The 13,259-nt window shown below is 63.3% G+C and carries 8 protein-coding genes; 6 read left to right on the forward strand and 2 right to left on the reverse strand.

Annotated features, from left to right (window positions below; all coding sequences use genetic code 11):
* The first annotated feature begins 50 nt into the window (after positions 1-50).
* The 4 genes from E8E75_RS15205 (at position 51) to E8E75_RS15220 (ending at position 4,306) form a co-directional block, all read left to right on the forward strand.
* A complete protein-coding gene (locus tag E8E75_RS15205) occupies positions 51-557 on the forward strand; it encodes a DUF3015 domain-containing protein (RefSeq protein WP_120653019.1) in 507 nt (168 codons plus the stop codon).
* A 154-nt stretch (positions 558-711) separates the two neighbouring features.
* Positions 712-2,778: a carbon starvation CstA family protein gene (locus E8E75_RS15210; protein WP_120653018.1), complete on the forward strand. Its 2,067-nt coding sequence runs from the start codon at positions 712-714 to the stop codon at positions 2,776-2,778.
* Between the two features lie 13 nt (positions 2,779-2,791).
* Positions 2,792-2,995, forward strand: coding sequence for a YbdD/YjiX family protein (locus E8E75_RS15215; protein WP_153921583.1), 204 nt, complete (start codon positions 2,792-2,794; stop codon positions 2,993-2,995).
* A gap of 243 nt (positions 2,996-3,238) precedes the next feature.
* Positions 3,239-4,306 (forward strand): extracellular solute-binding protein, encoded by a 1,068-nt coding sequence (locus tag E8E75_RS15220; RefSeq protein WP_153921579.1) that lies wholly within the window; start codon positions 3,239-3,241, stop codon positions 4,304-4,306.
* A gap of 486 nt (positions 4,307-4,792) precedes the next feature.
* Here the strand turns inward: E8E75_RS15220 and glyA are convergent, their stop codons facing one another.
* Both glyA and E8E75_RS15230 read right to left on the reverse strand, forming a co-directional pair.
* Positions 4,793-6,046 carry a serine hydroxymethyltransferase gene (gene glyA / locus E8E75_RS15225; RefSeq protein WP_120653015.1) on the reverse strand — a complete coding sequence of 418 codons (1,254 nt, stop codon included), beginning with the start codon at positions 6,044-6,046 and terminating at the stop codon, positions 4,793-4,795.
* 135 nt (positions 6,047-6,181) lie between these two features.
* Positions 6,182-10,321, reverse strand: a complete 4,140-nt coding sequence (locus E8E75_RS15230; protein ID WP_153921629.1) for an EAL domain-containing protein — start codon at positions 10,319-10,321, stop codon at positions 6,182-6,184.
* Between the two features lie 340 nt (positions 10,322-10,661).
* Between E8E75_RS15230 and ettA the strand changes: the two genes are divergently transcribed.
* Both ettA and E8E75_RS15240 read left to right on the forward strand, forming a co-directional pair.
* Positions 10,662-12,329: an energy-dependent translational throttle protein EttA gene (gene ettA / locus E8E75_RS15235; RefSeq protein ID WP_120653014.1), complete on the forward strand. Its 1,668-nt coding sequence runs from the start codon at positions 10,662-10,664 to the stop codon at positions 12,327-12,329.
* A 64-nt stretch (positions 12,330-12,393) separates the two neighbouring features.
* Positions 12,394-12,924 (forward strand): hypothetical protein, encoded by a 531-nt coding sequence (locus E8E75_RS15240; RefSeq protein ID WP_120653013.1) that lies wholly within the window; start codon positions 12,394-12,396, stop codon positions 12,922-12,924.
* Positions 12,925-13,259: the final 335 nt, after the last annotated feature.

Raw genomic sequence — 13,259 nt, forward strand, 5'->3', positions numbered from 1 at the left:
ACCAAAGCTCCTTAGGCGGTTTCTCTATAAATCCATGCGGAGCGCAGAATATGGATAAGCGACTGCTGAGCAAGGGGTTGATCGTAGGACTGCTGAGTGCGGCGAGTCTGGCTGCACAAGCGGACCAGGCCGGGGGTGGCGGCTGCGGCTGGGGCAACATGGTGTTCGAAGGTCAGCGTGGCCTCGTGCCACACCTGCTGGCCACCACCACCAACGGTACGTCAGGTAATGCCACCTTCGGCCTGACTTCGGGGACCAACGGTTGCGATTCCAGCGTCCGCATTGGCTATGGAGGCCGGTCCTTGCTGGCCATGAACGGCATGCTGGACAACATTGCCGAAGACATGGCCCAGGGCAAGGGCGAGGCACTGGATGCCTATGCGACCCTGCTGGGTATCGAACAGGGCGACCGCGCGCACTTCGCCCAGGTCACCCAGGCCAATTTCTCTACCATCTTCTCCGGCTCGGACGTCACCGGGGAGCAAGTACTTGCCGCGACCCTGGACGTGATGAGCCGCGACCACCAGCTGGCCCGCTATGCCAAGCAGCCGAGTTAAGTTCCGCAGCGCATAAAAGAGCCGGGCAATGCCCGGCTTTTTTCTAGCCCCCGGTCGTGCAAAGGGTCATTGCAGACGGTGGCCAGCCACCGGTTGCCTCCAGACGGACTAAGCTTGTGCGGCAGCTTGTTTGTCCATCCATTCGGAGCTTCCTATGAACAATAACAACAGCGTCCTGCGCCACCTGCCATGGGCAGTGCTGGCTGTGGTCGGCGCCTGTGCTCTGGGCGTCGTCGCGTTGCGTCGCGGCGAAGCGATCAACGCCCTGTGGATAGTGGTGGCCGCCGTTGCCCTTTATCTGGTTGCCTACCGCTACTACAGCCTGTTTATCGCCAACAAGGTGATGCAGCTCGACCCCGCCCGTGCCACACCGGCGATCATCCATAACGACGGTCTGGACTACGTTCCGACCAACAAGCATGTGCTCTTTGGTCACCACTTCGCCGCCATTGCCGGTGCCGGTCCGCTGGTGGGCCCGGTACTCGCCGCGCAGATGGGCTACCTGCCCGGCACGCTCTGGCTGATCGCCGGCGTGGTGCTGGCCGGTGCGGTGCAGGACTTCATGGTGCTGTTCATTTCCAGTCGTCGAGACGGCCGGTCCCTTGGCGAGCTGGTGCGCGAGGAAATGGGGCAGGTCCCTGGCACCATTGCGCTGTTCGGCGCTTTCCTGATCATGGTCATCATCCTCGCGGTGCTCTCGCTGATCGTGGTGAAAGCCCTGGCCGAAAGCCCGTGGGGTATGTTCACCGTGATGGCCACCATCCCCATCGCGATGTTGATGGGCATCTACATGCGCTACATCCGCCCGGGGCGCATCGGTGAGATTTCGGTGGTGGGCGTGGTGCTGCTGCTGACATCCATCTGGTTGGGTGGCCAGGTGGCTGCTGACCCGGTCTGGGGCCCGGCCTTCACCTTCACCGGTGTGCAGATCACCTGGATGCTGATCGGCTACGGCTTCGTGGCCGCCGTGCTGCCAGTGTGGCTGGTGCTGGCGCCACGTGATTACCTGTCGACCTTCCTGAAGATCGGCACCATCGTCGCGCTGGCCATCGGCATCCTGATCACCATGCCGGAACTGAAAATGCCGGCGCTGACCCAGTTCGTCGACGGCACCGGTCCGGTGTGGAAGGGCGCCCTGTTCCCCTTCCTGTTCATCACCATCGCCTGCGGCGCCGTTTCCGGCTTCCACGCGCTAATCAGTTCCGGCACCACACCCAAGCTGCTGTCCAGTGAGTCCCATGCCCGCTACATCGGCTACGGCGGCATGCTGATGGAGTCCTTCGTCGCCATCATGGCCATGGTCGCCGCCTCGGTGATCGAGCCGGGTGTGTACTTCGCCATGAACAGCCCGCCTGCCGTGGTAGGTGCGGATGTCGCCAGCGTGGCCGCGGCGGTCAGCAACTGGGGCTTCGCCATCACGCCCGAGGCACTGGAGGCCACCGCCAAGGACATCGGCGAGCACACCATCCTGGCCCGCGCCGGTGGTGCGCCGACTCTGGCCGTGGGTATCGCGCAGATCCTTCACCAGGTGCTGCCGGGTGAGAACACCATGGCCTTCTGGTACCACTTCGCGATCCTCTTCGAGGCACTGTTCATCCTCACCGCGGTGGACGCCGGTACCCGTGCCGGGCGCTTCATGCTGCAGGACCTTCTGGGTGAGTTCGTACCGACACTCAGCAACACTGAGTCCTGGACCGCCAACGTCATCGCCACCGCCGGTTGCGTGGCCATGTGGGGCTGGCTGCTGTACCAGGGCGTGATCGACCCGCTGGGCGGTATCAACACCCTGTGGCCGCTGTTCGGCATTTCCAACCAGATGCTGGCGGGCATCGCCCTGATGCTGGGTTGCGTGGTGCTGATCAAGATGAAGCGCCAGCGCTACGTCTGGGTGACGCTGATTCCGGCCACCTGGCTGCTGATCTGCACCACCACTGCGGGCCTGATCAAGCTGCTCGACCCGAACCCGGCCGTTGGTTTCCTGGCCCTGGCCAAGAAGTACAGCGATGCGCTCGAGGCTGGCCAAATCATGGCACCGGCCAAGGACATTACCCAGATGCAGCATGTGATCTTCAACGCCTACACCAACGCGACCCTGACCGTGCTGTTCCTCTTCGTGGTACTGAGCATCCTGTTCTACGCCATCAAGGTGGGACGCAGCGCCTGGATGAAACCGGAGCGCACCGACAAGGAATCGCCGTTCCAGCCGATTCCGGACGCATGAGGAGGCCGCGCGTATGTTCAATGACTTGAGCCGCATGGGGAAATACCTCGGGCAGGCCGCGCGAATGCTCGTGGGCATGCCGGACTACGACAATTACGTCGAACACATGCAGAACAAGCACCCGGACAAGCCGGTAATGACTTACGAGGAGTTCTTCCGCGAGCGCCAGGAGGCGCGTTACGGCGGTGGCAAGGGACGGCCCGTGCGTTGTTGCTGAGCTGAAAGGCAGAGGCAAGGAGCGCCACGCGTTGTCGTGGCGCTTTTTTTTGTGCTCAGTTGCTGGACCGGTGAAGCGCGGTCCACTCCATGTGACGTGCCACCTGGGCCCGGTGCGAACCGGCCCGCAGTCCCAACAATCCGGCAGCCAGACACAAGTGACTGGCACGCACGATCACGACGCCGTCGATGGTGATGGTTCTAATCCTTCCCAGCCCTCAACGGAGCAGGGCGGGAGGGAACCATGAAGAAGACGTTCTGCCTGTTGCTGTGCACGTTGCTGACCGCGTTTGCCCAGGCCGAAGAGGTTTTGCGGGTCTACAACTGGACCAACTACATCGATCCCGAGGTGCTCGCCGCTTTCCAGCGTGAAAGCGGGATTCGCGTCGAGTACACCACTTTCAATACTGCCGCTGACCTGGATGCGGCCCTGGCCGGGTCGGCGCAGTACGACCTGGTGGTGCCCTCGCATTTCCAGCTCACAAGGTTGATCGGCGAAAAGCGCCTGCAGTCTCTGGATTTCGCTCAGTTGCCCTATTACGGCAGCCTGGACCCTGCACTGCTGGCCATGCTGGCCGGATTCGATTCTGCGAACCGCTACGTGGTGCCCTATCTCTGGGGCTCGGTTGGCCTGGTGAGCAATCCGTCCCTGGCTGAAGCGGCGCTTGGCGGTGCCTTGCCAAACAGCTGGAGCCTGCTCTTCGACGAGCAGCAGCGATCGCGCCTGGCGGGCTGCGGCCTGGGAATGCTGGATGCACCGGAGGAGACCCTTTCACTATGGCTCAACTATCGAGGCCGTAACCTGAGCAAGGCAGGCACCCGGCAGATTGACCAGGCCGGCAAGCAGTTGCTGGCCATGCAGGGGCAGTTCCGTAACCTGGACAACGACGGCTATGTCGGCGACCTCGCCAGCGGCAAGCTCTGTGTGGCCATGGCCTGGGTTGGACATGCGCTGACGGCGGCGGAAAAGAACCCTGCGCTGCGTTTTCGGATTCCTGATGAGGGTGCCCTGGTGTTTATCGACAGCCTGGCGATTCCCGCCAATGCCGCGCGGCCCGACCTTGCCTACCGGTTCATCGACTATCTGCTGAAGCCCGAGAATGCGCGGCGCAATGCCCTGGCATCGCGCTTCTATTCGCCCATGGCGGCAGATTCGCCGGAAATGGCCCGGCTGGCGCAGGAGCAACCGATGCTGGTGCCCGACCAGGCAGAGCGAAAGCGCCTGTACTTCCTGGAGCGCCTGAAGCCAGAGCAGAAAACGCACGTCGACGCGCTGTGGCAGCAGATCAAGGCGGCGCGTACTGCGTTGTGAGGGGTGGAGCATCCTGAGGCCTTGGAGGTATGCGGATTTCCAGATCAAGGTCTCATCCTCGATTGGCAAGATTGCGCGAGAGGCGCGGGCTTCCCTCACCCCCGTCCCTCTCCCCGAGGTAGAGGGGGGACTCGCACCGGAAGTGGCAGAACAATGCTGATGCGTGGGTATCGCCTGAAGGTTTGCAGAGGAGGTGGGGCAGCGACTCCGCCTCTTCAGTAAGCCCAGCGCAATGATGGAGGGAGGGCACCCCGGCGAAGCCGGGGCCGGATGCAGGGGCAAGCCCTTTGGCTTCTTTCCGGGTGCGGCCATCTGCCGATTGAGGAAGGGACTCGCCTGGGAAGACGAAACAGAAAGTGGAAGTCCACTCGGCAATGAACGGGTCACCTATGTCGAAGCCGACTCGTACCGGATTGCCAATCCGGTACGAGCTGAACACCCACAAAAAAGCCCGGCATTTGCCGGGCTTTCTCGTTGCTCTGTCGCTTACTTGCCGTAAACCGGCAGCTTGGCGCAGATGGCCTTGACCTTCTCGCGAACCGCGTCGATCACGGACTCGTCGCCCATGTTCTCGAGGATGTCGCAGATCCAGCCGGCCAGTTCGCGGCACTCGGCTTCCTTGAAACCGCGAGTGGTGACCGCCGGGGTGCCGATACGCAGGCCGGAGGTGACGAACGGAGAACGCGGATCGTTCGGTACCGAGTTCTTGTTCACGGTGATGAAGGCGCGACCCAGGGCGGCGTCGGCGTCTTTACCCGTGATGTCCTGCTTGATCAGCGACAGCAGGAACAGGTGGTTCTGGGTACCGCCGGAAACCACGTCGAAGCCACGGTCGATGAAGACCTGGGCCATGGTCTGGGCGTTTTTCAGGACCTGCTGCTGGTAGGTCTTGAACTCAGGCTGCAGGGCTTCCTTGAAGCACACGGCCTTGGCGGCGATCACGTGCTCCAGCGGACCGCCCTGGGCGCCCGGGAATACAGCGGAGTTCAGCTTCTTCTCGATCTCTTCGTTCTTGCGAGCGAGGATCAGGCCGCCACGCGGACCGCGCAGGGTCTTGTGGGTGGTGGTGGTGACCACGTCGGCGAACGGAACCGGGTTCGGGTAGACGCCAGCGGCGACCAGACCGGCAACATGGGCCATGTCGACGAACAGGTAGGCGCCTACCTTGTCGGCGATGGCGCGGAAGCGCGGGAAGTCCAGAACCTGGGAGTAGGCGGAGAAGCCGGCGACGATCATCTTCGGCTTGTGCTCGACGGCCAGGCGCTCGACTTCGTCGTAGTCGATCAGGCCATTGGCATCGATGCCGTACTGTACGGCGTTGTACAGCTTGCCGGAGGAGCTCACGCTGGCGCCGTGGGTCAGGTGGCCGCCGTGGGCCAGGCTCATGCCGAGGATGGTGTCACCGGCATTGAGCAGCGCCAGGTAGACAGCGGCGTTGGCCTGGGAACCCGCGTGCGGCTGAACGTTGGCGTAGTCGGCGCCGAACAGTTCCTTGGCGCGGTCGATGGCCAGTTGCTCGACGATGTCGACGTATTCGCAGCCACCGTAGTAGCGCTTGTGCGGGTAGCCTTCGGCGTACTTGTTGGTCAGCACGGAGCCCTGGGCTTCCATCACCGCCGGGCTGGTGTAGTTCTCGGAGGCGATGAGCTCGATGTGCTCTTCCTGGCGCTTGGCTTCTTGCTCCATGGCGGCGAACAGGTCGGCATCGTAGCGGGCGAGGGTCAAATCACGGCTGAACATGGCGGTCCTCATAAGGATCGGTGCTAGGAAAGGGTCGCATTCTACCTGATAGGTCGCTGGCTGGCATATGAAGGTCGGTCATGTGACAGACAAGTGGCCCTCATGGCCAGCGCTTGTGCGGAACTGAACGCCGACTCAGCTGAGGATGAAGTTGGCACTGCTGCCGAACAGGTGCTCGAAGCGCGCCGCCGGCATCGGGTGGCCGAAGAGGTAGCCCTGGACTTCGTCGCAACCGTGTTCGCGAAGGAACTCGAGCTGGGCGTGGGTCTCCACGCCTTCGGCGATCACCGCCAGGTTCAGGCTGTGGGCCATGGCGATGATGGCGCGGGCGATCTGTGCGTCGCGCTCGCCATCGGGCAGGCCGTCGACGAAGCTGCGGTCGATCTTCAGTACGTCGATGGGGAACTGCTTGAGGTAGTTGAGCGATGAGTAGCCGGTGCCGAAGTCGTCCACTGCAATGCACAGGCCCAGGCGCTTGAGGTTCTCGAGGATGTCCATGGCTTCGGCCACGTCGCGCATCAGGATGCTCTCGGTCAATTCCAGCTCCAGACAGGCCGGTGGCAGGCCACTGTCTTCGATGATGGCGGCGATGCGCTCGGCCAGTTGTCCGTCGGCGAACTGGCGGGCGGAAATGTTCACCGAAATCTTCGGCAGGCGAATCTTCTCCTGGTGCCAGGCCTTGAGTTGGCGGCAGGCTTCGTTCAGTACCCAGTCGCCTACCTGCACCACCAGACCGAGCTCTTCCAGCACCGGAATGAACTCACCAGGCGGTACCAACCCGCGCTTGGGGTGGCGCCAGCGCAGCAGGGCCTCCACTCCGGTCAGGCGCTTGCCGTCGCCGGAGAACTGCGGCTGGTAGTAGAGAAGGAATTCGCCCTGCTCCAGGGCGTGACGCAGATCGCTCTCCAGTTCCAGGCGTTCCAGGGCGCGGGCGTTCATATCCGCCTGGTAGAACTGGAAGTTGTTCTTGCCGCGTTCCTTGGCGTGGTACATCGCCGTGTCGGCGTTCTTCATCAATTGGCTCAGCTCGCGGCCGTCCTGGGGCGCGAGGGCGATGCCGATGCTCGCAGTGACGAAGAACTCGCGGCCTTCGAGAACGAAGGGGCGGGCCAGGCTGTCGAGGATCTGTTCGGCGACATGCACGGCCCGGTTCAGGGCGCCTTCTCGGGTGGCGCGTGGCTGCAGCAGCAAGGTGAATTCGTCGCCGCCCATGCGCGCCACGGTGTCGTCATCGTGAACGCAGGCCGCCAGGCGCACGGCGACATCCTTAAGCATGCGATCGCCGGCGGCGTGACCGAGGGAGTCGTTGATCGGCTTGAAACGGTCGAGATCGAGGAACATCAGCACCACCCATTCCTGGTGCCGCTCGGCGTACTGCAGGGCCGTATGCAGCCGGTCCTGGAAAAGCGTGCGGTTGGGCAAGTGGGTCAGGCCGTCGTAGTAGGCCAGGCGATGGATGCGCTGCTCGCTGGCCTTGCGCTCGCTGATGTCGCTGAAGAAGCAGACGTAGCTGACCAGGTCACCGTCTTCGTCGTGCACGGCGGTGATGCCGACCCAGGCGGGGTAGGTGTCGCCTTCGTGGCGCTTGAGCCAGATCTCGCCTTCCCAACTGCCGCGCTGGTTGAGTTGGCCAATGATGTAGTTGAGCTGATTGGCCTGCTGGCGGTCGGCGGTGAGCATCGATGGCAGCTGGTCCAGCACTTCGTCGGCCTTGTGGCCGGTAATGCGGCAGAAGGCTTCGTTGACCTGGACGATGTAACCCGCCGGATCGGTGACGAGGATGGCCGAGGTGGAGTGCTCGAACACCGTAGCCGCCATGCGCAGATCCTTGTCGGCGCGGCGTTGCTGGCTGATGTCCCGACCGACGCCGAGCATGCCTTCGAAACGCCCGTATTCGTCCCACATCAGCATGGTGCGCAGTTCCACCGGGATCTTCTGGCCATCGGCACGCATGCAGTCGAAAAGGAACAGCCGCGCCGGCATCTGGTTGCGCAGTTCGGCCAGGCGCTGGGGGTTGCCCAGGGCGCTGCGAATCTGCTCAAGCTGATCGAACAGCTCGAGCATTTGCCGTGGGTCGGCCGCCATTCCCTGGAAACCGTTGGCGATGGCCCAGTCAGCGCTATAGCCGAGTACTGGCTGGACCGAGGGGCTGACGTAGTTGAGCTGTAGTTCGCTGTCGGTGGTGAAGATCACGTCGCTGATGCTTTCGGCCAGCATGCGGTAGCGGCGTTCACTCTCGCGCATGGACTCGGTGGCTTCGATTTGCTCGGTGATGTCTTTCGCCACGCCGATCAGGCGGCTGACGCGGCCCTTGTCGTCGCGGGCCAGGGCCTGCTCGCGCACATCGAACCAGTGCCAGCTTCCGTCCTTGTGTCGCCAGCGCAACTGGCACTGCAGAAGCATGCCATCGCCCACTACCTGCTGCAGGCTGCGCACGCGCCAGTACTGTTCGGCGTCGTCGGGATGTAGCACTTCCTCCCAGAAGCGCTCGCCCATCTTGCGCACATCTTTTCGGCTGTAGCCCAGCTGTTGGGCAAGGCGATTGTTGGTGAGCATCACCCGTTTGCTGATGATGTCGTGCACATAAAGGGTATCGGGCACCGCCAGCACCACGTCGGACCAGAATCGCTCACGTTCGATCAGCGACAGCTCGACCTGTTTGCGGCTGGTGATGTCGCTGATGCTGAGGGTGACGGCTTCGAGGTCCTGGATCATGTCCGGCAGGTGCAGCACCAGCCAGATGTGTCGCACCTGTCCCTGGGCCGTGACGATCTGGCTTTCCATTTCCAGGTGCCTGTTGCCTCCCAGCAGGGCGGCCATCACCTGGAAGCGGATGCCGCCCTCACGCAGTGGGTGCGTGCCGATCAACTGGCACCAGGCCTGCTCGCTGCTGCTGACTTCCAGCAGGCGCATGGCCACCTGGTTCACCTCGGTGATACGCAGCAGGCGCAGCGGTTCGGCGTGACGTTCGCGATTGTCCTTGAACCATGCCGCGAGGCTGGCGTGATCGCGCATACCTTGCTGGATCAGGTACTTGCGCAGATCGGCGAGGTCCAGCACGCAGAGCGCGATGCCGCTGCCCTCGAAGATGTCCTGGTAGCGACGCCGGGTTTCCTGCAGTACGCGCAGTGCGTGCTGCTCTTCAGTGACGTCGCGCACCACCCAGACATAGCCGAGCAGCTGGCTACCGTCATTGAGATCGTTACGGGTGACAGCCAGCAGGCGCGTCTCGCCGTTGCGCCGAAACTGCACCAGGTCCGAACCCAGTTCGTGGTCCAGGTTCGGCGCATTGAGCAGCAGCGGGTCCAGGCCCGGCAGCAGGGCCAGCAGGTGGTGGTCCTGGGCGGTTTCGCCGCTGATGCCGAACATGGTCTCGGCCTGGGGGTTGAGGTAGCTCAGGCGGCCGTCTACCTGGGTCACCAGCACACGCTCCTCGATCACACCAAGGGCACTGGCAGCCTGGCGCAGCGAGCGTCGTGATGCGGCGTTGAGTTCGCGCAGGCCGCGTTGCTCGCGCTGCAGGTAGTAGAGGGCGATCAACGCCAGGCTGGCGCTGATGAGGAACAGCAGCAGTTTGCTGAGCAGTTCAGGCAGCAGTCGGGCGCGTACTTGGCGCTCGTCGTGCAGCGCTCGCAATTGCCAATCGCTGTTCTTGAGCGCCGAAACGAGGATGGTCTGCCCTTCCTGCTCGGCGGTCACGGGCATCACGATGGGATTGCTGTGGCTGAATTTGCCGCTTTGCGCCAGGACCCGCTGCAGGAAATGGTCTTCCAGTAGCCAGCGGTAATTGCGGTCTTCGTGCTTGAGCAGCCAGGTGCGAATGGCCTCGGCGTCCAGACGCAGGGCCCAGTAGCCGCTGGGCTCGGGCAGCGGCGACTGGCGCAGGATCAGGTAGACCTCGCCTCGACCCTCGGTGCTGAAGGCGAAGTGATAGGTCTGGCCCTCGCTACGCTGGGCCAGGCTGGCGAGGAACAGTTCATCGTCGCTGTCGGCCTGGGTATCTGCCAGTACGCCGCCATTGGGGTTGAGCCAGGCCAGGCTGGTGATCGCTGGCAGGATGGGGCGCACGAGCTCAAGTTCGGCCAGTCGCTCGTCTTCGACCTCGGGCCTGGTCGGTTGCTGGCGAAGCAGTGCAAGCACCGCGTCGGCCTTCATCTGCATGACCAGCTCAAGGTGGCTGGCCAGCTCGCGGGTCAGCGTGTAGTTGCGCTCCCGGGCACCGTCCTGCAGTTGGCGGTATTCCTGATGCAGCTGCCAGAGGAGCAGTGCGAGCATCAGCAGCACGAGACCGACCAGCAGTCCCTTGACCGAGCCGCGCGCGGGCGCGCTGGCCAGGAGATGTCCTGGCTCATGCTGGGTTGGAGGGCGGGAGCTGACTGGCAAGCGTGGCGTTCCTGCTACTGCTCGATTGGCAGGTGACGGGGTGTCCCGTGCCACATGGGGCGCGGGGCGGCTAGCATGCCCTGAAGGCATGCAAAGTGCCAGTACGACCGACGAGTGTCGTTTGCCCTCCCCGGTGCATTCCGGTAGCTTTGCCGCACGCGCGCGGGAGCGCCTGTTCCCTGATAGTCGCTCCCCGCCTTATTCCACATTCGTCACAGCACCAAGGTCAGTCATGGCTCAATACGTCTACACCATGCACCGGGTCGGCAAGGTCGTGCCCCCGAAGCGTGAGATCCTCAAAGACATTTCCCTTTCCTTCTTCCCGGGCGCCAAGATCGGCGTGCTCGGTCTGAACGGCGCGGGTAAGTCGACCCTCCTGCGCATCATGGCCGGGGTGGATACCGAGATCGATGGTGAAGCCCGCCCGATGCCTGGCATCAAAGTCGGCTACCTGCCCCAGGAACCCAAGCTGGATCCGACCAAGACCGTGCGCGACATCGTCGAAGAGGCGGTGGGCGAGATCAAGCAGGCCCAGGCCCGCCTGGACGAGGTCTACGCCGCCTACGCCGAGCCGGACGCCGATTTCGATGCCCTGGCTGCCGAGCAGGCCAAGCTGGAAGCCATCCTCCAGGCCTCCGATGGCCATAACCTGGAGCGCCAGCTGGAAGTCGCCGCCGATGCTCTGCGCCTGCCGCAGTGGGACGCGAAGATCGAACACCTTTCCGGTGGCGAGAAGCGCCGCGTGGCCCTGTGCCGCCTGCTGCTGTCCGCCCCTGACATGCTGCTGCTGGACGAGCCGACCAACCACCTGGACGCCGACTCCGTGGCCTGGCTGGAGCACTTCCTCCACGACTTCCCCGGCACCGTGGTAGCCATTACCCACGACCGTTACTTCCTCGACAACGTAGCCGGCTGGATTCTCGAGCTGGACCGTGGCCACGGCATCCCCTTCGAGGGCAACTACTCCGGCTGGCTGGAATCCAAGGCCAACCGCCTGGCCCAGGAAGCCAAGCAGGAAGCCTCCCACGCCAAGGCCATGAAGGCCGAGCTGGAGTGGGTTCGCCAGGGCGCCAAGGCTCGCCAGTCCAAGTCCAAGGCGCGCCTGCAACGCTTCGAGGAAATGCAATCCCAGGAATTCCAGAAGCGCAGCGAAACCAACGAGATCTACATCCCGGCCGGTCCGCGCCTGGGTGACAAGGTCATCGAGCTGCACAACGTTACCAAGGGCTACGGTGATCGTGTCCTGATCGACGACCTGTCCCTGAGCATTCCGAAAGGCGCCATCGTCGGCGTGATCGGCGGCAACGGTGCGGGCAAGTCCACGCTGTTCCGCATGCTCACCGGTAAGGAGCAACCGGACTCCGGCACCATCGACATCGGTGAGACCGTGCAGATCGCCAGCGTCGACCAGAGCCGCGACAGCCTGGAAGGCACCAAGACCGTTTGGCAGCAGGTTTCCGACGGTTTCGAGCAGATCAAGATCGGCAACTATGAAGTCCCGTCGCGCAGCTATGTCGGCCGCTTCAACTTCAAGGGCGCCGACCAGCAGAAGTTCGTCAAGGACCTCTCCGGTGGTGAGCGTGGCCGCCTGCACCTGGCCCTGACCCTGAAGCAGGGCGGCAACGTGCTGCTGCTCGACGAACCGTCCAACGACCTCGACGTGGAAACCCTGCGTGCGCTGGAAGAAGCGCTGCTGGACTTCCCGGGCGCCGCCATCGTGATCTCCCACGATCGCTGGTTCCTGGACCGTATCGCCACCCACATCCTGTCCTATGAGGACGACGGCAAGGTGACCTTCTTCGAAGGCAACTACACCGAGTTCGAGGCGGACCGCAAGAAACGCCTCGGCGAGGCTGCCGCCCAGCCGCACCGGGTGCGCTACAAGAAGCTCGCCCAGTAATTTACCGGGCAGGTAGCAGAAGACAACGGAGCCCTTTGGCTCCGTTGTCGTTTCAGGAGGCTCCATGAAGGGATTCAATCACTACCTGTTCTGGCTCTCGTCCCTGGCGTTGTTCGGGGTCTGCGGCCTGTACTTCTCGTTCTACCCGTCACCTGCCTGGAAAGCCGGTTCGGTCGGCTGTGCCCTCGTGGCTGGCAGCGGGCTGTACGCCTGGCTGGCCTGGCGGGAGCGTTTCGTCAGCCTCTTTCAGTTGGAAACCGACAGTGCGCGCTGGCAGCTACACGCTGTCCTGGGGTCGCTACTGATCCTAGTGGTCTGGGGCGCGCTGCAGGTGCCGGTGGCGGCGCTTTACACCCAGTGGCTGGGGGAGGACGCCGAGTTCGCGGCCAGGGTTCTGGACAAGGATGACGGCGGCCTCGGCTGCCAGTTCCGGGTGGAGCTGGTGCTGGACGACGCGGCAATGGGCGTCGGTGTCTGCGTTGCGGAAGATGTCTGGCATTCCCTGCCGGACCACGGCGCGGTAGTGCTGCGCGGCAAGCGCAGTGCACTGGGCATCAATCCCCGAGAGGTGCTGCGCACGTCGGCGGGGCGCTGAACCGTTCAGGCCCCGTCCCACGCCTTGGGTTACTTCACCTTGCGGTTGAGGTCTTCGACGCTGCGCTTCAATTGATCCATCTGGCTCTTTTGCTCATCGACAGTGCGCTTGAGACGATCCAGTTCGTTGGAGCTGCTGCTGGCGTGATCAGCTTGCCCAGCATCAAGACGCCAAGTGCCGTGTCAATGAATGTGCAGGGTTCGTTTCGCAGGCCGGGCATCCCTTGGACTCCTCAATGAGTGCCGATATGGCACATCGCGATGATTTCTCCTCGCGTCGCATGTTCCTGAGATGGCGAATTGTATCCAGTCGTGACTGGCAGCAGCGCCGGCATC

Origin of the sequence: Pseudomonas sp. BN606 (genome assembly GCF_029873115.1) — a bacterium.
Classification (GTDB): Bacteria; Pseudomonadota; Gammaproteobacteria; order Pseudomonadales; family Pseudomonadaceae; genus Metapseudomonas.